This window comes from Zobellia barbeyronii (genome assembly GCF_018603515.1).
GTDB classification, from domain to species: domain Bacteria; phylum Bacteroidota; class Bacteroidia; order Flavobacteriales; family Flavobacteriaceae; genus Zobellia; species Zobellia barbeyronii.
The window spans coordinates 648,917-672,929 of the sequence record NZ_JACATN010000004.1 but is presented as its reverse complement, the minus strand read 5'-3'; the positions used below and the strand labels follow the sequence as shown (position 1 = coordinate 672,929).

The following is a 24,013-nucleotide window of genomic DNA, read 5'->3' as shown; positions in this document are numbered from 1 at the left end:
CGTTGGTGTTATCGGAATTTTAGTTTAGGCATGGAATCATCGGTCTCTAGAATGTTTTTTGCCTTTCCCTTGTATTCATTTTTCTTGAAAACTATGTTTTTTGAGGCCTTTACCCTAATAGCTGGGTTATCAGGATATAGCATTGGAAAAGTTCCTGAATTGGTAATTTTATTCCCTTCAAACAACAACCCATCAACATTTGAGATTTCCAATATCATATTGTCAAACTGATTGAATTCGTTATCAATTATCTGAATATTTTTAAAGGCGATGTTGTTGTTATCATCATCGGTAATAAAACGAATTACCCCTCTATTAAATCCGCTATGTTGACTGTCTTGAAACGTGTTATTTCTAATAATAAGATTGGCTGCATTACCTGACTCAAACCAATGGCTACTCTCTACAGGTACTAAGATAGCTTCCATTTCTGTACTGAAGAAATTATTTTCAATCAAGGTTTTTTTAGGATTGGATATCAATAAGCCACGAGCCCTATTCCGACTTATATTACAGTTTTGAACCAGTAGATCAGGATAACCTTCCAAATTTTCAACAAGGTCTCCAACTTTTAAAGTTGAAGGTAGGTTTTCATTGAACGTAATAATCTGATACCTGCCATTTATAGGGGTAATGTTCTTTAAAGTAAGATGGTCGTAGCCAAAAAAAGATTTCTCAAGATCTACCAACCCAATAGTGTCGTTTGTCTTTCCTATGGCAAAACCTTGTTGTTGGGCATGCCCCATACGTACCCCAATGCTGTTATCACCTAAAATATCAATTACCTCTTGGTATGTGCCGTGAACGTTAGTGGCATCGTCCAACTGATTGTTAAATGTGCAATTTTTAAGAACAACTTTACCCCTGCATCCTACAAAATGAGTGGCATCAGCAGAAGTTGACACCATTCTGCCATGAGAAGGTTTTACATGAAAACCATCTAAAATAAGGTCAGCAGAATTTTCAGCAATCAAACCCATACCGCCAGCGTGGTGCACGGTTACATTATTTGCATTGAAACCATCTGTGCCAGTGATACGAAATGCTGGGGCCAATCGGTTTAGACTTTGGTCTCCTTTGCACACCAAAATCATGCCTACTGGGGGTAGTTTTTTCTTATGGTTATAAATACGAACCGTTCCAGGCTCTATTTCTTCAACCCTTAAATTATCTTCTTTGCCCCTAATTTTTTCCACCTTAGAACGTGGGTCAATTTTATACTTGTACTTTATTTTGTTTACGTTATGCTGCACTTTTAAGTTGCGAACGGTGGCAATGGATGTATAAGCTTCCGTATTAAAAGCAATTGCTTCTCGAGCTGGGTCAAAGAGGATTGACTGTCCTAAATCGTGCTCGTAATACTCTTTTATAAAAATTAACTGTTCATTCCTGATTTCGTAGGGATACTCATCAGAGAAGTGAATGTCAAACGTGTTATTTTTTTCATCGTTGCTCACAATGGTTCCTTCGCTATGAAAGGGCATTGCCCAGTCTATGGTTACATTCTGTACGGTAATATTCTCTGAGCCTTCAATGAGAAAAGGAATCATTCTACCATGGTAGATAAAGGTGGAACCTTGGCCGTCAATAGTCAGGTTTTTAAAACCTAGAAGAGGCAAGGCTGTTTTAGCCATAACATCATCGTGATTAGAAATACGGGTGAAGCGTTCGTATGCCTTATCTGGATAAAAATGATAAGTGCCTTTCTCAAATTTTATTACTGAAATAGGTTCTTTATCGGCATTCATTATTCGTGCTAAAACTGCTGGCGTTGCATCCTCAGAAATAGAAGTAGTGAAAAGTACGCTCTCACCATCTTTGTTTTGAGCGATAACATTTGTTGAAATAATGACTAATATAAGAATGGACCAACAGGCTATAATTTTCTGCATAAGGTGTCTAAAGTTTAACGAGGTCGTTTAATACAAGCCAAATTATGGGTTCATTAGATTTTATTTGTCGTTAAGGGTAAATATTATGTCTGCGCTCATTCAAACTCCGGTTTATCAGTCTAAATGAACCAAAAACTAACAATTGAATTGAAGACAGGCTGTTATTTCTTAAGTTTTGCAAATCCTTTATTTCGCTTGAACTTCAAGTTTTTAGCGGATGTCTCATCTGATAAAAGAACCTTCTCCGTATCTCCTGTGTAGGTATTGTTGTAAATCTCTACATGGTCACAATTCTTAAAATCGAATTGGTGCCCGTTGGGATGAAGTGAAGGAGCAGTATTCGTCTGCTGAATTGTATTTCCAGAAATGGTGAGTCCGTCTACGCGGTCCGCCCAAACAATCCGGTTGTCAAAAGTTTTAATGTTATTATTGATGAACCTTATGTTGCGGTCGTATATTTCGGTCTGGTTAAAAGTCTTTCCTAGGCGTGGTGTGATATTTAAAATAGCATGCTCCATTCCGCTGTAAGCGCAATATTCAAAATTATTATTCTGAATCAGGACATCTTCTACCGCGCCGGATTCATACCAAAAATAGGTTTCGCCCCTAAAGAATATAGAGGACATCATAGAGGAAAAATTATTGTTCTCTATGACAGTTTTTAAAGGTGTTTTTAGAACAATATTCCTTGCTCTATGGTCTTTTATTGTACACCCTCGCATAGTAAAAGTGGGGTTCCATGTTTTGTTTTCCAGAATATCTCCCTTGGCTAAATCAGCAGGAAGTTCATTTTTGAAAGTGATATCCGAGTATTTGTCGTTAACAACAGAAACACTAGCAACCACATTTTCCGAAGCTCTTTTGGGACTAGGATTTTGAATGAACCATATCTCATCGCCTGAAGCGGCAAATTTAAACCCCATTTGTTCAAAATGCTGAAGGGATACCCGTACCGTACGGTTATCCAAAATTTTATCTATAACAACATAGGTGCCATGTACATTGGTGCCATCATCTAACATATTTTTAAAAGTGGAATCCTCTATAAGGATGTCACCTTTGCAATTGGCAAAATGAGTGGCGTCAGCAATGGTCGAAACCACCCGATTTGAATCTTCATGAACATAAATACCGCAACTATTGATGGTAATATTTTCCGTTCGTTCGAATAGAAAACCCATTCCCAAGGCGTGATGAATAGTTATATCCTCTAAGTAAATATCTTTTGAAGAAGTAATTTGAAATGCGGGAGCATAGCGATTGTGGTCATGGTCTCCTTTTGAGTTTAAAATTGAACCTACCGTTGGGTATTGCTTTAAATGTTCATGAAAACGAAGCACACCATTGGGGCGTTTTTCTACCCAGCGTGGTCTACTGCTCATGTCCCATGCGCCATGGGAAACCCGTTTGTGTTCTGCATTAAAGGCTAACGTACTCCCTAATTCAGGAAATACAAAACCATCTATATTTGGAAAGAGTATACGTTCGTTCTTCAGCTCCCAAGAAAACCCTTCAGTAAAAGGCTCGATGTCTCGCCAACCTTCGGTTTCATCTACAGCAAGCACTTTGCCCTGGAATAAAAAGGGAATATCCCAGTCCATTTTTAAATTCTTGACGGTAAGTTTTTTGCAATTTCTAATTTGGAAAGGGGCAACCTGACCATGAAAAAGAAATTCGGCGCCATTACCCTCTATCGTTACAGAATCAAAATCTTCTAACAGAAAAATGATGTTCTTGAGTCCGTTGCCATGATTGGTAATGTAGGAGTAGCGCTGAGTGGCATAATCAGGTAAAAATTTATAAATACCTTTCTCAAAAACCAATTTCAGATTTTTATCAGTGGCATTCTCAATAGCCTTACGAACCAAAGGAGTCATGTCCTCTGCTTCAGGTTTTATATGAATTGTTTGCTGTGCCGTAAGAGTAAATGCCCCGAAAGCCAAGATAGCAAACAAGTAAAATGTTTTTATAGAGTTGAAATTCTTCATTTTCAATATTTAAAGATTAACACCAGTACCTTGTAAGGAATTATCATGGTCCCATGTAATGAGCCATGGGTCTTTGGTTTCTTTTTGAAAGGCTTTCATTTTTGTTTTTAAAGCCTCTAGAACGTCTGTATAATTTGCATCATTGGCCAAGTTGTTACTTTCATCTGGGTCTTTAGATAGATCGAATAGTTCAAATTCAGGCCTGAAGAGGTAATCTTTAACTTTGCGTTTTCCAAAGTATTCTTTTTCGCTTCGGTATACCTCTTGCCAAGTAGATGCAGCCCAAAGGTCTGAGGCAAATGGATATTCTTGCCGCCAAGCAATATTGCGGATAAGCTTGTAATTTTTATCCCTCACTACCCGCATAGGGTAATACATGGTAATCTCATGAAAGGTATGAGAAGCATATACTTCATCCCATCCTTTAGGATTTTCCTCTCCCATTATTTTTTTGAAAGATTTGCCATGAAAATCATTGGAATCATAGGAGATGTCCGCCATGTCCAAAATAGTAGGGGTAAGGTCTGTCCATGATATTAGAGCATTGTTAACAGAACCTCCTTTTATGTTAGCCAACGGATCTTTAATGATACAAGGTAATTTAATACCTGGCTCGTAAACTGTGGTCTTTGCACCCGGAAAAGCCATTCCGTTATCCGAAATATAAATGACGATGGTGTTTTTGTCTTTGCCCGTATCTTTCAGCATTTTCATGAGCTTACCAAAACCTTGGTCTATTCTTGAAATACTCTGGTAGTATTGTGCAATTTCTTCACGACTTTCTTGGCTATCCGGTAGAAAACTTGGGACCACAACATCTTTTGGGTCGTACGTAACCGTTTCAACGCCGTTGTAACCTTCTTTTTTATTGCCAAAGCTATTTGGTAGGTTCCATGGGTCTGACTCAAATGGAGCGCCACGGTGTGGGTCATCCGTGCAGAAATAGAGAAAGAAAGGTTTGTCAGAATTAAGGACATCTTTACACTGCTCCGCCATTTCTACCGTATTTCTAGGGTCCGCTTCTAGAACTTTTTGAAAATGATAAACTGATTCTGGCGCAACGTGATATTTACCTATCCTAGCCGTTTCGTAACCTGAATTTTCAAGAAGAACGGGTAAGGATTTTATGTTGTCGTAACTGCTAAAGTGATGGTAGTCATGAACGTGACCATAAGAACCGGTAGCGTGACCATAAAGACCTGTAAGTATAACGGACCTACTTGCAGCACAACTGGCACTGGTACAATAGGCATTTTCAAAACGGACACCTTCCGCAGCAAGTTGATCTAGATTTGGTGTTTTTATGACTTTATTCCCATAGGCGCCAATAGCATCTGTACCGTGGTCATCGGAAACAAATAGAATGATGTTTGGGGCATTATTTACCCTTGTGTCTGCTTTTGTTTGGGATTTTTTTTCCTCAGTAGAGCAGCTTACAAGTGTAATTAGTAATAACAAAAAGGAAAAATTATACTTTAAAATTGTTTTCATGCGGCTTACTTTTCTATTTGTAGAAATATGGAATACAAAGTAGTGATTTATTAGACTTACTGATGTGCCCTAGGGTTTATGAAATGTATGTGCTAGTACAAAATGTAATTTTATGACAAAAAAAAAGGCTGCTCCGGTTAAAGAACAGCCCAACAAACTAACTCAATAAATTTAATTTTTTATCACTACTAATTCAAATTAGGATTCAGAGTAGTTTCAGTAGCTGGTATAGGCGTAAACCATAGATTTTTGTCAGCTGGGTCACCAATTAGTGGTGCTTCTTTATTATCACGATTAGCATTGACTTCGGCTACCTTGTCCAACCGAACTAGGTCTAACCAACGATTACCACTAATTTCTCCTAAGAATTCATATGCCCGTTCGTTAACAATCGCATCAATCATCAAATCCGGTGTTGAGGTTTCGGCAAGAGTGTAATCAACTTCTGGGTCTGGAATCATCCAAAAGCCTGGGTCCAAAACAGCAACGTCTGCTTGCTTAGTTGCACCCATGGCATATGCTCTCCTTTTAACCATGTTCAATTCTTCTAAGGCCGTAGCTAAATCTCCTGTATTTGCGGAGGCTTCGGCATGCATTAGTAAAACTTCTGCATATCGCATTGCAATACGGTCATTAGATGTTTGCCATGTGTGTTCAAAAACATGATCTATAGGGTCAGTTGAATTAGGTGCTTTTGTGCCCCAGGTATATTTGGTAACTATAGGGTTTTTGAATTCCTCAAAGAATTGATTTCCTTCTGTAGCAGTAGAAAATTCTTTTCTGTAACCTTCTGGAAAATTGTTGAAATAGGTCCATTCCATATATAAATCCATCCAGTTGGCCCATCTGAAACCATAAACTCGGTTTTGAGTAATTATTGGCCAAGATTCTCTAGACATTATATGCGCATAAATAACTTCCTTATTAATTTGATGTGGGTCTTGGAAGTTATGGGCAAAATCATCGGTTAAAGAGTATATTCCATCTGCGATAATTTCACCTGTCAATTTTTCAACTTGAGCCCATTTATCTGCTTCATTATACGGGTAACCAGTCAACTGCATATACGTTTTTGCTAAAAAGGCTTTTGCAGCTGTTTTTGAAACTCTTCCATTAGAAACGGTTGGATTATTGTCTCTGTCATTAACGGCCCATTCAATAGCAAATTCAAAATCTTTGATGGCTTGAGCCATAACGTCCCTTTTGGGTGTTAAGGGAAGTTCTAAATCTGGAATTGGATCCAAAGGCATAGGTACATCTCCAAAGCTGGTAGCAAGCCTAAAATAGCATAGCCCGCGTACAAAATATGCATTTGCGTGTGCTGCGTTTATTACCGATTCTTCTACACCTTCTGGATGAGCATCTGCAATGTAACTATTGCAGGCAAGAATGGTTTGGTAATTGCCATTGTAATCATTGGTGGCCCATGAGTTACCGGCAGTTCTTGCAAATTGGTCAGATTCTAGTACAACCCATTTGTTACTACCCAATCTTGACGTTAAATCATCTGCTCCTGTAAAATGTGAATAATTGTCTAATCCCCATGTATTTCTACGTAAAGTTCCATAGATACCTATTATGCCAGCATCTAATGTGTTTTCGTCTGAATAAAAGGTAGCGGAAGCAACAACTCCATCTGATCCTTCGTCTAACTTTTCACAACTTCCTATTCCTAGAAGAATGGCTGCGGCAAAAAGTGTTTTATATATTTTATAGATTCGTTTCATTTTCTTTCTTTTTTGATTAAAAGCTTACTTTAAGTCCAAGAGAAATTGTTCTTGTTAGCGGATACGAAAAAGCATCGATACCTGATTGAGAGTCACTTGTTAATGCCGTACTTGAACCTTCTGGGTCTAGTCCCGAATAGTCGGTTATTGTTAGGACGTTATCTGCACTTGCATATAATCTCATACTACTTAACCCTAGAGCATCTGTTGTGTTATCAGGAATATTATATCCAAGAGTCATATTGCTGATTTTAAAGAAAGAGCCTTTCTCTATATATTGACTTACTACGTAGGTTAGGGAGTAATCAGTTCCATAAGGCATTACCTGTTGTGTAGATGTAGTGTTTGTTGGTGACCATCTATCTCTATAGTCGGTAGAAAGAATACCATAGTTTAACCTATTATCTGTCCAGTTATAAATGTCATTACCAACCGTACCAATACATTGTATAGAAAGATCAAATCCTTTGTAGGCCATGCTTGTGCCAAGTCCGTAAGTGAAATCTGGAGCGGCGTTACCCACAATTTGGCGATCTTCTGCTGAAATAACTCCATCTCCGTCTGCATCTTCATACTTTACCTCACCAGGTCTTGAGCTATAAGAATCAGCTTCTACAGCTTCATTTTCTTGCCAGATGCCAATTGCTTTTAAACCGTAAAGGGAACCCATAGATTCACCTTTTCTAACAATAAATTTATTGTTGCCGCCAACAAGGCTCCAAATTCCAATAGGTTCTTCGTTAGCAATAAAAATTTCTTCAACAGGTTCGCCTCCAGATTCGCCTAAATCTTGAATAATATTTTTATTTTTTGAAAAATTAGCATAAGCACTCCATGTAAAATCTTCTTTGTTCATGATGTTCCAGTTTATGCCTACTTCTACACCATTATTGTCTATATCTGCAAAGTTGTTGGTAATTGCAGACTGTCCTGTATACCTAGGAATAGATTTTGCGATAATGACATCGGTTGCTTGTTTAGAGTAAACATCTATTGTCCCGGAAAGCTTATTATCTAAAATACCGAAATCGATACCTGCATTATAGGAAGTTGTTGTCTCCCATTTTAAATCGTTATTGGTGATAGAACCTGGTACAACTCCTTGAACAGTTACTCCATTATCTAACTGATAATATCCATAATTACGACCGTCTCCACTATCTGATGCAGCAAAGGTTTGTTGAATAGTTCCATAACCCACAGCTTGATTACCCACAGAACCAAAACCTACTCTTAACTTTAAATTGCTTAACCAACTGGAATTTTGAATAAAATTTTCTTCAGAAGCTCTCCAAGCAAAGGCAGCGGAAGGGAAATAACCCCACCTATTGTCTGAGTTAAATCTTGACGAACCATCTGAACGCATGGATGCTGTTAGTAAATATCTGTCTTTAAAGCTATAATTTAAACGTCCCATGTAAGAACGCAGTTTGCCCGTTCCATAACCTGAATTAACGGATGATGCTACCCCATTGGCCAATAGGTTCCATTCGTTAGCTAAAGTTGAAAGCTCTCCTACAGTTGCAGAATTGTTTCGACTAACCGATTTTGAAAATTCGTATACCCCTGATATTTTTAGATTGTGTTCTCCAAAATCATTTTCATAAGTAAGAATACTATTTGCTAACCAACTATTACCTCTGTTGTATGCTTGCTGAGCAGTAACATTTTCTCTACTTATATTAATAAAGTCAGGTAACGTACGCTGGCCTCTATAGTTCATAGAGAGACTTCCGGCAGCACTTAAAGATAGGGTTAGGTGGTCTGCTAAATCAATGTTTAAATCAATATTGGAAGTGATTTTATCATTAAGATTCTCCTGATTTTGTCTAATCTGCATTTCTGGGTTTACAAGTCTTCCTACAAGAAAAGCACCGTTGTACCCGTTGTAGGTAGTCCCATCTATGAATTCACCATTCGCATCACGAGAATCCCACATTTGTGGAAAAATAACTGCGTTACCAATAGGGTTTCCAGTACCTCCCGAACCGCGGCCGTTGGCTTGTGATTCTATATGGGTCCCATAAGTGTTGAATTTAAATTTGATGCGTTCGCCTATATTTCCTGATATATTAGAACGAATAGATGTTCTTCTGTAAAATGAATTCTTTATTACCCCTTCATCGTTTAGATGATTGGCAGAGAAGAAGTATTTTAAATTTTCTGACCCACCTGTTAGATTCAAAGAATAGTTTTGTCTATAACCTTGTCTGGTAATTAGATCTACCCAATCCGTTCCGCCTTTTGACTTAAAACCGGCAATGTCAGTCGGTGAGAAGTAAGGGTCTTTGTTTAAAGATGCTTGCTGCTCGTTCATTAGGATGGCCATTTCATCGGTAGATAGAATATCATATTGGTTGACCATGTTACTCATTCCTATATTGGTGTCAAAAGTAACTTTCAAGGCTCCTTCTTTTGGAGCAACGGTAGAAATTAAAACAACTCCATTTGCACCTCTTGACCCATATACGGCGGTTGCAGATGCATCTTTTAAAAAGTTTATCGTGGCTATGTCATTTGGGTTAATAGTTGAAATATCTGCTCCAATAAAACCATCTATTACATATAAAGGTTCGTTCCCATAGTTTATAGAACTACCACCTCTAATACGTATTTTCATTTTTTGACCAGGAGCCCCAGTAGTTTGTTGAATATTTACCCCACTAATTTTACCTTGTAATCCAGCTCCAATTTTAGTGATAGGAGCTTTCAGTAAATCTTTAGCAGAAATAGAAGCGACGGACCCAGTCAGGTCACTTTTCTTTTGTGTTCCGTAACCTACTACCACAACTTCATCTAAGCCTGCAGCGTTTTCTTGCATGACTATTTTAAGATTGCTTTTTCCCTTGGTTGTAACTTGTTGCGATGAAAAGCCGATATAAGACACTGATAATGTAGTATTCGTGTTTTGCACGTTTATAGAGAAATTACCATCAAAATCTGCTGTTACACCATTTGATGTTCCTTTTTCTAAAATGTTGGCTCCAGGCAAGGGTACACCAGATTCGTCAACAATAGATCCGGCTATAGTTGTTCCTTGCGCGTAAATAGTAGATGTTGCAAGAAGCAACATCAAGAATAGTACGCCTATTCTAAACGTATTTTTCCAGTTAATAAATAGTTGATCTTTCTTCATAAGTGAACTTTTTAGTTTGATTTTTGAGCGTTGATAATTAAAGTGAGTGATTGGTTTGGTTTTGGTGTAAGCGATATAGCCTTGTTAAGTTTTTGCGAAATAAATTAATTTCGAAGCTATTTGTTAATTATTATATAATTAAAAGTTAAATATATGTGAAAAAATAAATATATTCTTAAGAGGAATGGCTGTTGTATTTCTGAGTTTATTTTTTGTATCTCTCAGTAAATCTACTTAGTTACCGAAATATTAAAGGAGAATTTAAGGTTTTTTTGAGGGGGTAAATTGAACTTTGGAAGACTAAGTTTATTTGTAATGTATTCATAATAAGCATAATATATTACCGCCTTATTTAAGCCGTAGTGAAAAGAAAACTGTGGTTTTGGTCGCTTATAGAGTAGGAAAGGGAATGTTTTTACTAAAACTTAGTTTTGTAAAACTGCAGACTGTCATTGTTGTTACTTATGACCAATAACTTCCCGTACTTTTTGCTGGTCAAAGTCTTAATATGCCTGGTCTGCTTATCTAGCATCAATCCTGATTGGGTAATAGGTGTTTCTTTAAAATTACCACCTCCCATATTTCTTAGAAGCGTTCCATAACCAGCGTCGTAACGTCCTAGTTCGGTATTGGTGTCATAGAAATTTTCTCCAAGTAGTAAGTCTAACTTCCCGTCTTGATCAAAATCTAATTTATGAATGGCATTTACCGTAGAGAATTGCGCAACAGTAGGTAGAGGAGTAAGCTTGAATTTCTTGTTTCCAAGATTTTCAATGAAACAACTCTGGAATTCGTAGACTTTTAAGGTTTGGGCATTGTTCAGCTCTTCAGGTGTAAATATTTCTTTGAAGTCGGCTTGGGCAAAAGCGCTATATGTAGAGAATTTTTTGCGGAGATATACCATTTGTTTCTCCAGGAGACTTTTTGAAGAAAAAACATGTTCTTTTTCTTCGATAAAATGCGTAGTAACTCCTTCTGGCCAACCATTTTTGTCAAAATCGGCATAATACATCTGTACAGGTTCTTTTTCAGTTGCCCTCAATTTTGAATTCAGTCCAAGATTTCCGGCTACTAAATCAATGTCACCATCATTATCAAAATCTCCGTACTCGACGGTATTCCACCAACCATTTGAAAGCTGTAAGGAATTCGCCTCTGGGTCAGCTTGGCTGAGACTTCCGTTTGAGTTATAATATATCTTCACAGGCATCCATTCACCCACTAAAACAAGGTCCTGCCAATCGTCTCCATTTAAATCAACCCATTGTGCAGAAGTAACCATTCCGCATTTATCAAAAAGTTTTTGGGATGGAGCATCTATCGTAAAATTACCTTTTCCATCATTTTTGAGTAGATATGAATCTGGTGAAGAACCGTATTTTCCGGGAACGGAGCGTGAGGATATGAAAACATCACTATCTTCATCTTTATCAAAGTCGGCTATTGCCAAGTCCGAAACAGTCGTATATATTTCAGGAAAACTACCTTGCTTTGTAAAGTTGCCTTTTCCGTCGTTTAAATAAAGCCGAGTGAGACTTTTAGGATCGGGTTTTATTTCTTGGTTACTGCCGCTACCAACTATTAAATCCAAATAACCATCTCCATTAACATCTACAAATTCTGCAGCGGTATCTTCAGAAGCGGAATCTGTTCTTAGTGTTTTTGAGTTTGAGTGAACAAATTTGCCATTGGATCGTTGCAAATAGATTTCAGAAGATTGATTTAGCGCTCCACCAACAAAAAAGTCATCCAAGCCATCATTGTTCAAATCGGCAATAGCAATAGGTGGACCCCAAGTTGAGTTCATATGAGGAATTAAATGTTCTCTATTGAATTCATAAAACTGATTTTCATCGTGTTTGTAGTTAACGCCTAAGGCGCTACTTTTTAATAATGAAAATAAGGTCTTTGGTGTGTTTTGGGTTTCCGGTTCAACAGCTGATGAACTTTCTTGGGCAATGGTCAATTCTTGCCCTGATGCAACCTTGGTTAGAAGAGTTTGTTCTTTGTTTGGCCATTCTACCAAAACGGTATCAATAGTAGTGTTTTTAATTACTGCAAAATTCAGGTACGGCGGGGGAGAAGATAGGTATCCCCTTACGTTTAATAATTCTTGATACTGTTGTTGACCCTTATTTATTAAGGTGATTTTAGTGCCAATACCAAAAGTGTTTGCAGATTGGCCCTTTAGCTTTATTCTTAGGTAACCTTTATCTGTACTATCGTTCTCTATAGTTGTGTTTTTTAAAATGGATGCTTTTGCATTCAGGTTACTGATAACCAAATCTAGGTCGCCATCATTATCTAAGTCGGTATATGTAGCACCGTTTGAAAAACCTTTTTTGCTACCGCCCCATTCGGTAGATGTATTTGAAAAGGTGAGGTCATTATTGTTTTTGAAGAAAAAATTCTGCAAAGGATAGCTGGGCATTTTATCTGTCAAGGCTTCGCTATAATCGTAATTTCCAGAGCGTAATTGGTTCTGAACCTCTTCGCCGGAAAGGAACTGCATATAGTCCATATCATTACTTCTTCGGAAAATACCGTTGGTAATGAACAAATCTTTTTGACCATCCAGATCAAAGTCATTAGCTAGGACAGACCAGCTCCAATCTGTAGCTTCAATACCTGATAGTCTTGCGATTTCACTAAAGTGTGTTCCATCTCTATTCAGTTGAAAAGTGTTGTGAGCATATTGATGTTGGTAACCAAAAGATAGTTTATAATTAAAAATAGCATACGAGTCTTCGCCATGAGATGCTTTTAGGATTTCGGGCTCATAAGCCTGCATGTCCAAAGACAAAATATCCGGTAGGGCATCGTTGTTTAAATCGGCAATATCATTACCCATAGAAAACCGACTGGTATGTTTTATGTGGGACTCTAAATCTTCTGTAAACGTACCATCTCCATTATTGATATAGAGATAATCGTCTTCATAGAAATCATTGCCAATATAAATATCAGGATAACCATCTTTGTTGATATCGGCCGTGCTAATACCTAATCCAAACCCTAAAGGACTACTGTAAATGCCGGATTCTTTGGTGACGTCAGTAAATTTATCGCCGTCATTTCTAAATAACTTATCTCCATAGGGGCTAGAAATCAAACGCTTTTCAGCACGAGGAAGAACACCGTCGTTAAAATTGGAATGCGTCATAATGTACGCATCAAGGTCGCCATCTAAATCATAATCAAAAAATGCAGTTTGCGTAGTGGCACCTTTTACGGTTAGGCCTAATTCGTTAGCGCTTTCCTTAAAGATAGGGGAGCCGTTCTTATCATTTCCTAGGTTGATAAAAAGAAGGTTGTGTCCGTTGTTCCCTAAAATCTCTCCAATCTGACTTACATAGATATCCAATTTGCCGTCTCCGTTGACGTCGGCAATACTTGCTCCCGTATACCAGGCGTTTGCATCACCACTGGTACCGCTATTTTCAGTAATGTCATTAAACTCAAAATTTCCTTTGTTGAGGTATAGTTTGTTTTCGACCTGATTACCTGTAAAATAAATATCGTCAAGACCATCGCCGTTCAAATCACCTGCGGCAACCCCCGCTCCATTGTAGAAATACATGTAGGAGAATAGGTTCAGCTTTTTGGAAGCTTCTACAGAATTGCTGAAATCTATGCCTGTGGTTGCACTGGGAACTTCTTGAAAAAGAGTGCTTTCAACAATTGGAGCTTCTGGCTCCTTATTCACTTGACAAGAAGCCAATAACACCATGATCAAAGCAAATACCTTTGCCCTAATTGGTAAAAAAGAAAAACGACGTCCAAAAAAAAGTAGGGGCATGTGTTTGATTTATAAGAGTACTTTTTTATCGTTTTACAGAATACCCTTGTTCGCGATAAGCCTCTAAAATAGTACTCATTTCTTGTATTACATCAGGATGTGCCTCAAAAATATTATTTCTTTGCTCAGCATCCTTGTTCATATCAAAAAGTAGAGCAGGTGTATTGAAATCTTCGTACCCTTTTAGCTTTTTAAAAGAATCTGGCATTTTTGAGTGTTCGCCAGAAGGCTTGTTAATATATAGCCACTTTCCTTTTCGTAGACCCCAAATACCATCGTAAGTATTATGGACTGTAGCTTCGCGGAGAGGGTTCTTATATTTTTTTCCGTTTATGAGGGGTAACAGGTTATAGCTGTCTGGTGCTGCATTTGCTGGAATTGATGTCTTTGTGATTTCAGCTAAAGTAGCCATAATGTCTACTTGGGAAATAACTTCTTCGGAAATAGTCCCAGCCTTTATGTGGTCAGGCCATTTGATTATAAAAGGTACATGATGGCCACCTTCCCAAACATCACGTTTTAGACCTCTAAAATCTCCCATACTAAAATGTTCGTATTTTTCCGCACGTTCAAAAGCATATTTTTCCGGGCCGTTATCCGCTGTGAAAATTACGATAGTGTTTTTGTCTAGCCCTTTTTCTTTTAAAGCTTTCATAACTTGACCCGCAACCCAATCTGTTTGGAACATATAATCGCCATATGGGCCTGCTTCAGATTTGCCAACAAATTCTTTGTTAGGAATTATTGGTGCATGGGGGGAGGGTAGAGCCATATAAAGGAAGAACGGTTTATCTGCTTCTTGTTGGTTGATGTAGGCTACTGTTTTTTTGGTAAGGGCAGGAAGTACCTCATACGGGTTCCAACCCTCAACTTTTGGGCCGGGCCTAAACTCCCATTCCCCTTCATTAACATTAAAACCTACATTATGAACGTCCATAACTGCTTTTGGAAGTTCAATAAATTGGTCGTTTTCAATCCATGCGTATGGAGGAAAGTTAATGGTTCCATCACCAAAATAATAGTCAAAACCTTGATCTAATGGTCCGCCCGTAAGGGGACCGCTCCAATCAATATCTTCTGGCTTGTAGAACTTACGTTTTTTGTTCCACTGAAAAACCTCGCCAGAAGGTTCATTCTTGAATTTCCAGTTCCAACCTAAATGCCATTTTCCGATAGCTGCAGTTTTGTAGCCGTTATTTTTCAGTATTTCCGGAAGCGTAACATCCGATTCATTAAAGAACGGAGGTCCAAAAGAATTTACAATATCGTGTTGTCTTCTCCAGTGATATGTGCCGGTAAGCAATGCATATCTACTTGGCGAGCAAATACCCGAAGAACTATGGGCGTCTGTAAAGCGCATACCCTCTGATGCTAATTTGTTAAGGTAAGGAGTGGGTATTTTAGAGTCTTTGTTTTGGCACTGTAGATCTCCATAACCCATATCATCTGCATAGATTATAACAATATTGGGTTGTTGAGAATAGGTCTGGGTAATGGCCACCAAAGTATAGAGTGTGGTGAGCAAAATTAATCTTCTCTTTAAAATTCTCATATGCTGACTTTAAAAATGGAGGTTGAAAATACTATTAATTTATGGTAAAGACTTAAGAAAAAAGCCAGCAGACAACAAGGTCAACTGGCTTTTAAGAAAAACTAACTCAACATTTTAACAAAAACAGATATGTTACTGTTCTCATGTTTTTAATGCGGATTAATAATCCGGATTTTGCTCTAGTGCTTCATTCTTGTCTATTGCACTTTGTGGCAATGGCCATTTATAATGCTTAGGTAGGAATATCCTGTTAGCATCTACGTGAGAATCGTAAAAACCATTAAGTACTTCTTCTGCTATACCCCAACGTTTAAGGTCAAAGTAACGTAAACCTTCAAATCCTAGTTCATATCTACGCTCATTACGAACAACTTCGCGAAGTTCGCCTGGGTCTGTAGTAGTAATTGCAGGATAGGAGCCTGTATCGCCTAATGCTACGCCATATGCTCTTGCTCTTACTTGGTTAATGGCATCCAATACGGAAGTGTCAATACTACCGGATTCTATTTTACCTTCAGCATACATTAAAAGTACGTCTGCGTAACGGATATGAATGTAATCTGTACCTTCTGTAAAGTTCTGTACGAATGAAGCTCTAGTTTGAGGAGAAATCCATTTTAACAACCCAAAACCAGACAATGTTTTTTGCTCAACTTCTGGATTCCACTCGCCTTCTAGTACTATTTTACTTAGTCTAGGATCACGATTTTCTAATGGGGTGGTTGCGTCATATAGCGGAGATTCATCTATAGGTAAACCATCAGTAGCTTCAAAAGAATCTACAAAATCTTTCGTTGGTTTTAAAGTTCCCCAAAAGCCAATCATGATTTCACTACCTCTGTCTTGGAATTCTCCAGGAGCACTTGAGTATTTGGTAGAGAATATAATTTCTGGATTATCAGCCTGTCCAGCGTCAATAAAAAGGTCTTCGTAATTAGTGGAAAGGGAAAAACTACCACCGTCCATTACGGCTTTTGCCGCTACTGCTGCTTCGGCAAATTTACCTTGGTACAAGTACGTTCTCGCCAATAAAGCATTTGCGGAACCTTTAACAACATAACCATCATTATATGGAGCTTCTGATAAATTTGCAGCTGCAAATACAAGGTCTTTTTCAATTTGAGCAAAAATTTCTGATTCAGGGTTTTTAGGTAAATCCTGATTCTCTAAAGTAGTTGGTTCTATTCTAAGAGGCACTTCACCATAAGTAGTAACCAGATTGTAGTAGAAAAAAGCACGTAAAGTACTTGCCTGAGCTTTCCAGTCATTTAGTTTATCTGCTTCGATATTCTCAACTTGGTCTATGTTGGCTAAAAAGAAATTACAAGTTTGAATTCCTTTATAACATACGGTGTAAAGTTGAGCAATTGCACCATTATTTCCACCAGAGGTAGCTGAAGCTGTACCATCAATAAGCTCTCTAAAGCCATAGTTGAATGTTTGGTAACAATCATCTGTAAGAGCATCCCAGTTTGGTTTAATGGTTGGAGGCCATCCGCCATCGGCACGAATAGCCAGCATGTTTTGTTGTAAATTACTGTATACACCGGTCAATGCCAGTTGTGCATCCTGCTCAGTCTTCCAAAAAGTGTCGGAAGGTAATTGAGAAGAAGGCTGCTTGTCTAAAAAGTCGTCTTCGCACGAACTTATCGTAATCCCCAGAAAGGATAGTGCGAGTAATATGATTGTCTTTTTCATTATATATTATTTTTTGATTGACTAAAATGTCATGTTTACACCTAGGGTTAATGTTTTTCTAAATGGGTAGGCATCTACACCATTAGCCTCTGGATCTACATCAATAGGGAAGTCTTTTTGGAAAGTAAGGTAATTTTCAGCTGCAAAATAGAACCTTAACTTGTTGAACGGTGTTTTGTCCAATACATCTGTAGGTAGTGAATACCCCAAAGTAACGTTTCTTAATCTAAGGTATGACGTGTCCCATAACCAGAAAGAATTGTTGTATACGGTAGATCTACGTGTTTCAGCAGTTTCGTAATAAACGGCTGGTAATCTAGAATTTCTGTTTTCAGGTGTCCATGCTTCGGTTAACCATGCTTTGTCTGTACCACCATCTTGTCTAAACGGGTCACGGGCAATATAGTTTTTAGTTCCTTCTACGCCTTCCCAAAACATTCTAAAGTCTAGATTTTTGTAATTTACAGAAAGATTAAGTCCGTATACAAAAGCAGGGTATCTACCATCTATATGAATACGATCATCACCATCAATAACACCATCATCGTTTTGATCTTTCAATTTAATGAAACCTACCTTACCTGGTTGAGGCTGCACAGCTGAACTTGCTATTTCGGCCTCATCTTGGAAATACCCATCAGACTCCCACATGTACCAATCTTCAAAGGCATAACCTTCTTGATTAATGTTTCTGTCTTGTATCTCCTGGTCCCCAAAAGTTTTTAAGCTGTTTTTAAACCAAGATACGTTTCCGTTTACACTGTAACGTAAGTCATCATTTATACTATTGTCATGGCCTAGTACAATATCCCAACCTTTGTTGGTCATGGCACCTTGGTTGACTACAGGAGCATCTAGGCCACTACTTTCATCAACTTGTAATTGTCTTAAAATATCTACAGTTTCTTTTACGTAGTAATCAGCAGAACCATATAGTTTTCTGTTGAATAGGCTGAAATCTACTCCAAAGTCAGTTACTGTCGTAGTTTCCCAAGTAATATCTGAATCAACCAAACTTCTTAGACCAACTCCGGCAAGAACGCTGCTTCCAAAAGGATATCCGAATTGATCGAAAGATAAAGTAGATTGGTAAGGGTATATACCTGAGTTTAATTCATCATCCTGTACATCTATACCAATGTTTTGGTTACCTAATTGACCCCAAGAACCTCTAAGTTTTAGTTCGCTTACAGCGTCAATATCTTGAAATAGGTCTTCTTTGTCCAATCTCCAACCAGCAGATACTGATGGGAAAACACCCAGTCTGTTGCCTTTGGCAAAACGAGAGCTAATATCGCCCCTTACGTTAGCTTCAATAAGGTATTTCTCTTTATAGTTATAATTGGCTCTACCAAAGAAACTCTGAATAGCCCAGCTTTCAGAAAAGCCTGTAGTAAACTGGTTTTCAGAATTTACACCTTCTAAATCCGTGATTTGTCTGTTTGGAATACCTGTTCTCTGTGACCTTGTGAAATTACGGTCAAAACCTTCTTGACTATACCCACCTAAAACTTTAAAGTCATGGTCGCCAATCAATTTTGAATACGTAAGTGTGGAGAACAACGTAGTTTGCTTGCTCCAAGTATTATCAACGGTTAATTGAGATTGGTCACGAGTAGTTCTAAGGTATTCGCCTGTTCTATAGTTGTACTCATCATATTGAATACGTTGGTTTTTGTAGTAGTCATAGTCAAACTTATAAGCACCCTTTGTACTCCAAACTAAATCATCTGAAAGCTTAACGTCAAAAAATAGGTTCCCGTTAAAGTTATATTGGTTTAAAACTTCACCGTCCTGAACCTCCAGTTCTGCAATAGGGTTGTTTCTGGTAAAACCTTCATCAAAACCTGGGAACTCTGTGTCCGTACCAGAGAAAGCTTTGCCGGAATAATGTCCTGTGCCATCTAAGGTATATACACCCCAAGTTGGCCTAACTCTAAATAAATTGAATAAACCAGATTCTGTACCAGCTTGTTGAGGGCCACTAGTTTTAGAGGCAACACCAGATACGGTACCACCTACGGTAAGTTTCTCGCCTATATCTGATTTTACACTCATAAAGAAGTTATTCTTCTTAAATCCGGAAGAACGAATGATTCCAGGCTGATCCCAGTTACCCACAGAAATGTTATAGCTGGTACCATCAATAGCCCCACTAGCCGTTACAACATGGCGTTGTACAATTGGTGTTCTAGAAGCTTCGTCAAACCAATTGGTATTAGGAAATGCAGGATTGCCTTGATTGTTTCTATAAGCATCTATCAAATTTTGCGGATATGGATTTGCAGAAGCACCAGGTGTATTTATCAACGCTTGATTCATCAGCGTCATATAATCTGCAGAATTTGATATCATTTGAGGAACCTTAGTAAAGGTTTCTGTTGATACACTACCGTTATATTCAATTTTAAAACTGTTATTGCCACCAGTTTTGGTAGTAACTAATATTACACCATTTGCTGCTCTAGAACCATAAATGGCTGCAGAAGAAGCATCTTTTAATACAGAAATGGAACCAATTACCGAAGGATCTAAATCCTGTAGGTTACCTTCTACACCATCAATTAATACTAAAGGAGAGTTGTTACTTCCAAAAGAGTTAAGACCACGAATCTTAATGTTCAAGCCTTCATTACCTGGAGCACCACTGTTCTGTGAAATTTGTAGACCGGCAGCCTGTCCTTGTAATGCTTGGAACGCATTTTGAACGTTTCTGTCTTCCAGAGCCTCTTCATCTACGGCGGTTACTGAGCCGGTTAAGTTCACTCTTTTTTGTTGGCCGTAACCTACTACAACCACTTCTTCCAGTTTACTTGCGTCTTCGGCAAGGGAAACTGTAATTGTAGATTGTCCGTTTACAGGAACTTCTTGAGTAGAAAAACCAATATAGCTGAAAACCAAAGTGGCATCGCTAGTAGCGGAAATAGAATAATTCCCATCAAAATCTGTTTGTGTACCAGTGGTTGTTCCTTTAACTAGAACGTTCGCACCTGGTAAGGGCATTCCTGCGTCATCTGAAACGGTACCGTTAATTGTACCATCTTGAGCGTGTAATTGAACTGTAGCTAGTAGAAGCCCTAAAAAGGAGAGTCCCAGCCGCAGCAAAAAAGGTTTTTTGGTGGATTGTTTTTTGTGTTTCATAAGGTCATTTGAGAGTTTTAAGTTAAGAAAAGCTAATGTAGCTTTAGAGTTAGGGTTAAAGTATAACAAATGGTTTCAATAAGGAAACAAATGATCAAATAAAAATAGATGTTAGGTCTGCCTTTTGTTAGGTGTTATCCATTTATCTGTCTATTTAAATGACTAGGTTTTTCAAAACTGAGCTATGGTTTTAGCTATGATGTCTCCCTCAGTAAATAGGGTGTATTTCTCCGTCCAGTAGCACAATTAAGAGTGTTCTAGATATAAAATTTAGTCTAGTTCTGTTATTGTTAGATAGGGTGAAGTTTAGTGAGAAAAACTATCTATATTTTTATAAGCTTGTATGACTGCTTGCTCCCCTTCTTTGTCAGGTCTTGAGTTGCCGTGTTCCATACCTAAAACACCATTGTAGCCTTTTTCTTTAATGAATTTTAGTACATTCCAAAAGTTAATTTCTCCTGTAGTAGGTTCATTTCTGCCAGGATTATCACCAATTTGTATATAAGCGATTTCATCCCAACAAGCTTCCATGTTCGGTATGAGATTACCTTCTTGGATTTGTTGATGATATATGTCGAAAAGAATTTTACAAGAAGGAGAATTTACCGCTTTACAGATTTCATAGGCTTGTGGTGAGTCTGTTAAGAAAGCTCCTGGATGATTGAAAAAGTTTAAGGGCTCAAGCACCATTGTTAGGTTGTGAGGTTCAAAAACAGCCGAAGCCTGTTTAAGCGTTTCAATAACATTCGCTCGTTGGTAGCCTTCTTTTATTTTCGGGGCTACATTACCTGGTACAACGGTCATCCATTTTGCGTTTACCCGTTTTGCTACTTCAACCGATTCTTTGCAATGCGCTAGAAAGGCTTTTCTGTTTTCTGAATCTCCTGAAGCTACATGACCTTCTTTTAAGAATACGGCAACGAACACACCCATTTCAATGCCCCTTTTTTCCATGGTTTGAGCCATTTTTTCCTGTACGGCTACATCCCGGGTGCGCATTTTATTATCCTCAAAAGCAGTGAAACCTTGGTCTGCCATAAAATTGAGTTGGTCAATAGGGTCTTTGCCCGCATGGCTTTCGAACATGCCCAAATGTGGAGCATATTTTAAGTTGAATTTATAAGGCTCTTTTGGTGAGGCGAAGGGCGAGGCATACGATAGCCCCGAACCCATTGAAATTGCTCCTGTAGATAAAGCTGTTTTTTGTATAAAATTGCGTCTCTTCATTGCACGTACTTTGTGTTAGGTAAAATGGTTTTGTTGGTTGGATTCCTATTTAGATGGACCAAGCTTTTCCTCCTGTTAATTCATCTAAATCACCACAGGCAATCCATTGTCCAGGAATAGAATCATAAGCAAGCACTTTTTCGCCAACATATTCTGTGCATTTATAGCCCCAAATGGTCAGGTCGCGAATTTTTTTAGCAAAAGGAACTCCTTTTGCCTTTTTATCGGTTAAGGCCTTCAGCATTTCAGGAGCAATGTCTTTTGCGGTCAGGTCACTTATGTTTTCTTTTTTTGAACTTTCTAGTGCGTTTACGGCCAACTGGTCAAGCGTAGCTTTGAACTGATCTTGCTGATTGGGAGGCATCACCTCGTTCGCAAAACTGTCCAGAAAAACGTGAACATTAACTTCCGATGCTGATAACGTATCAGTTTTAGGGAGTAGGCTGTCTATTACGCCTATGAGAACCGTACCTTGGTTTTTGTCAAGAAACTGTGGTGTCCACGCTGCAGCTTTGGTGTCATTACAACTTTGTAAAACGCTCATGAATGTCGGTGCGGCTACTACGTAACCCATTGACATTCCTATTTGCATCAATGCTTTTCTTCTATCCATGATTATATATTTCCTTTTTTAAGTTCTTCTACTGCGTGATTGGCGGCTCTTGCCGAAAATGCCATGTAAGTCAATGATGGATTTACACAACTTGATGAAGCCATAAAGGCACCATCGGTAACATAAACATTAGGTACTTCATGTACTTGATTATGACCGTTCAAGACCGAAGTTTTTGGGTCTCTACCCATACGAGCAGTTCCCATTTCGTGAATACCATGACCAATGTTGTAAGAGCTGTTGTTGGTTTTGATATCTCTTGCTCCTGCTTTTTTCAACATTTCTGCTGCTTGAACTACAATGTCTTCACGCATTTTAAACTCGTTGTCACGTATTTCGGCATCAAAAGTTACGGTGGGTAATCCCCAGCCATCTAAATTATCATAGTCTAGCGTCATACGATTGTCTTGGTACGGTAGGATTTCTCCAAAACCACCTACGCCCATCGTCCAGCCACCAGGTTTTAGAATAGCCTCTTTAAGCTCGGCTCCCATGGCAAGTTCTGCAACAGAATCTTTCCAATTTTTTCGACTTGCGCCTCCTTGGTATCCAAATCCTCGTAAATAGTCTTTACTTTTTGATTTGATGTCGATATTCTTAAAACGTGGAATATACACGCCACCTGGTCTTCTACCTTTATAATATTTATCATCAAAACCATCAAATTTTCCGTTGGCTCCTGCGCCTAAATGATGGTCCATAATGTTTCTCCCCAGTTGGTCAGAATCATTACCCATTCCGTTCGGAAAACGTTCAGATTTGGATTGCATAAGAATAGAAGCCGATGCAATTGCGGATGCACATAAGAAAATGACCTTCGCCTTAAATACAAACTCTTCTTTTGTTAAATGGTCAATAACCTTAACACCAGTTGCTTTTTTGGTATCAGGGTCATAAATGACCTCGGTTACAATAGAATCTGGTCTTAGGGTAAGATTACCTGTGCGTTCTGCGGCAGGAAGTGTAGATGAATTACTACTGAAGTAACCACCAAAAGGACATCCTCTGGAACACCTATTCCTAAACTGACATTTGGTACGTCCTTCAAACTCTTTGTCACCCGTTATGTGAGCAATTCGGCCTGAAGTAACTACTCTGCCATCTAAATTTTCGTAAACCTGATCTCTAAAATGTTGTTCTACACAGTTCAAATCCATCATGGGTAAAAACTGTCCATCTGGTAATTGGCTCAGTCCCATTTTTTCACCGGAAACTCCAATATAACTTTCTACCTTATCATACCAAGGAGCAATGTCCTTGTAGCGAACGGGCCAATCAACACCGTGACCATCATTTTTATTGGCTTCAAAGTCAATTTCACTCCAACGGTAACTATGACGGCCCCAAGTTATGGAACGCCCGCCAACATGGTAACCTCGCATCCAGTTAAAGGGCTTGGTCTCATTATACGGGTGTTCTAGGTCATTCACGAACCACTTATAAGAATCCGCACTTTTTCCTTTGTTTGTTCTACTTTGTTTGGGTCTTTTTGCTTTCTCTTCAATAGACAGTTCAAGGCCGTGTTCAAAGTCCCAATCGTCCATATGGGCTGTAGTATAGTCTTTAATGTGCTCCACCATTCTGCCACGTTCTAGCATCAAGGTTTTTAATCCATTTTCGCACAGTTCTTTGGCAGCCCAGCCTCCGCTGACACCAGTACCTACGACAATGGCATCATAGGAACTTTGCTCTTCGTTAAAATAAAATTTGCTCATTTTTTATATTTTGAAAATAGGTTTGGATTGTTTT

At 38.4% G+C, this 24,013-nt stretch carries 12 protein-coding genes; all 12 read right to left on the bottom strand.

What is annotated here, in order from left to right; all coding sequences use genetic code 11:
• Positions 1-8: 8 nt before the first annotated feature.
• The 12 genes from HW347_RS15400 to HW347_RS15345 all read right to left on the bottom strand — a co-directional run bounded on the left by HW347_RS15400 (position 9) and on the right by HW347_RS15345 (position 23,979).
• Positions 9-1,892: an alpha-1,3-galactosidase-related protein gene (locus HW347_RS15400; protein ID WP_214612643.1), complete on the bottom strand. Its 1,884-nt coding sequence runs from the start codon at positions 1,890-1,892 to the stop codon at positions 9-11.
• A 161-nt stretch (positions 1,893-2,053) separates the two neighbouring features.
• A complete protein-coding gene (locus HW347_RS15395) occupies positions 2,054-3,880 on the bottom strand; it encodes an alpha-1,3-galactosidase-related protein (protein WP_214612642.1) in 1,827 nt (608 codons plus the stop codon).
• Between the two features lie 9 nt (positions 3,881-3,889).
• Positions 3,890-5,371, bottom strand: coding sequence for a sulfatase family protein (locus tag HW347_RS15390; protein ID WP_214612641.1), 1,482 nt, complete (start codon positions 5,369-5,371; stop codon positions 3,890-3,892).
• A 188-nt stretch (positions 5,372-5,559) separates the two neighbouring features.
• The gene (locus HW347_RS15385) at positions 5,560-7,098 is read right to left on the bottom strand and encodes a RagB/SusD family nutrient uptake outer membrane protein (RefSeq protein ID WP_214612640.1); all 1,539 of its coding nucleotides are present in this window, start codon (positions 7,096-7,098) and stop codon (positions 5,560-5,562) included.
• A 16-nt stretch (positions 7,099-7,114) separates the two neighbouring features.
• A complete protein-coding gene (locus tag HW347_RS15380; RefSeq protein ID WP_214612639.1) occupies positions 7,115-10,234 on the bottom strand; it encodes a SusC/RagA family TonB-linked outer membrane protein in 3,120 nt (1,039 codons plus the stop codon).
• A 418-nt stretch (positions 10,235-10,652) separates the two neighbouring features.
• Positions 10,653-14,033 carry a VCBS repeat-containing protein gene (locus tag HW347_RS15375; protein WP_214612638.1) on the bottom strand — a complete coding sequence of 1,127 codons (3,381 nt, stop codon included), beginning with the start codon at positions 14,031-14,033 and terminating at the stop codon, positions 10,653-10,655.
• A 25-nt stretch (positions 14,034-14,058) separates the two neighbouring features.
• Positions 14,059-15,585, bottom strand: coding sequence for a sulfatase family protein (locus HW347_RS15370; RefSeq protein ID WP_214612637.1), 1,527 nt, complete (start codon positions 15,583-15,585; stop codon positions 14,059-14,061).
• A 159-nt stretch (positions 15,586-15,744) separates the two neighbouring features.
• A complete protein-coding gene (locus tag HW347_RS15365; RefSeq protein ID WP_214612636.1) occupies positions 15,745-17,283 on the bottom strand; it encodes a RagB/SusD family nutrient uptake outer membrane protein in 1,539 nt (512 codons plus the stop codon).
• A gap of 21 nt (positions 17,284-17,304) precedes the next feature.
• Positions 17,305-20,424, bottom strand: coding sequence for a SusC/RagA family TonB-linked outer membrane protein (locus HW347_RS15360; protein ID WP_214612635.1), 3,120 nt, complete (start codon positions 20,422-20,424; stop codon positions 17,305-17,307).
• Between the two features lie 306 nt (positions 20,425-20,730).
• Positions 20,731-21,651 (bottom strand): hydroxypyruvate isomerase family protein, encoded by a 921-nt coding sequence (locus tag HW347_RS15355; RefSeq protein ID WP_214612634.1) that lies wholly within the window; start codon positions 21,649-21,651, stop codon positions 20,731-20,733.
• Between the two features lie 49 nt (positions 21,652-21,700).
• Entirely contained in the window at positions 21,701-22,264 is a 564-nt protein-coding gene (locus HW347_RS15350; protein WP_214612633.1) for a gluconate 2-dehydrogenase subunit 3 family protein, read from the bottom strand.
• A gap of 2 nt (positions 22,265-22,266) precedes the next feature.
• The gene (locus HW347_RS15345; protein WP_214612632.1) at positions 22,267-23,979 is read right to left on the bottom strand and encodes a GMC oxidoreductase; all 1,713 of its coding nucleotides are present in this window, start codon (positions 23,977-23,979) and stop codon (positions 22,267-22,269) included.
• Positions 23,980-24,013: the final 34 nt, after the last annotated feature.

What these genes read in the sequence shown, in the direction of transcription:
- HW347_RS15360 (WP_214612635.1), bottom strand. Translation starts at nt 20,424, where the DNA reads ATGAAACACAAAAAACAATCCACCAAAAAACCTTTTTTGCTGCGGCTG.
- HW347_RS15390 (WP_214612641.1), bottom strand. Translation starts at nt 5,371, where the DNA reads ATGAAAACAATTTTAAAGTATAATTTTTCCTTTTTGTTATTACTAATT.
- HW347_RS15380 (WP_214612639.1), bottom strand. Translation starts at nt 10,234, where the DNA reads ATGAAGAAAGATCAACTATTTATTAACTGGAAAAATACGTTTAGAATA.
- HW347_RS15385 (WP_214612640.1), bottom strand. Translation starts at nt 7,098, where the DNA reads ATGAAACGAATCTATAAAATATATAAAACACTTTTTGCCGCAGCCATT.
- HW347_RS15370 (WP_214612637.1), bottom strand. Translation starts at nt 15,585, where the DNA reads ATGAGAATTTTAAAGAGAAGATTAATTTTGCTCACCACACTCTATACT.
- HW347_RS15350 (WP_214612633.1), bottom strand. Translation starts at nt 22,264, where the DNA reads ATGGATAGAAGAAAAGCATTGATGCAAATAGGAATGTCAATGGGTTAC.
- HW347_RS15365 (WP_214612636.1), bottom strand. Translation starts at nt 17,283, where the DNA reads ATGAAAAAGACAATCATATTACTCGCACTATCCTTTCTGGGGATTACG.
- HW347_RS15400 (WP_214612643.1), bottom strand. Translation starts at nt 1,892, where the DNA reads ATGCAGAAAATTATAGCCTGTTGGTCCATTCTTATATTAGTCATTATT.
- HW347_RS15395 (WP_214612642.1), bottom strand. Translation starts at nt 3,880, where the DNA reads ATGAAGAATTTCAACTCTATAAAAACATTTTACTTGTTTGCTATCTTG.
- HW347_RS15375 (WP_214612638.1), bottom strand. Translation starts at nt 14,033, where the DNA reads ATGCCCCTACTTTTTTTTGGACGTCGTTTTTCTTTTTTACCAATTAGG.
- HW347_RS15345 (WP_214612632.1), bottom strand. Translation starts at nt 23,979, where the DNA reads ATGAGCAAATTTTATTTTAACGAAGAGCAAAGTTCCTATGATGCCATT.
- HW347_RS15355 (WP_214612634.1), bottom strand. Translation starts at nt 21,651, where the DNA reads ATGAAGAGACGCAATTTTATACAAAAAACAGCTTTATCTACAGGAGCA.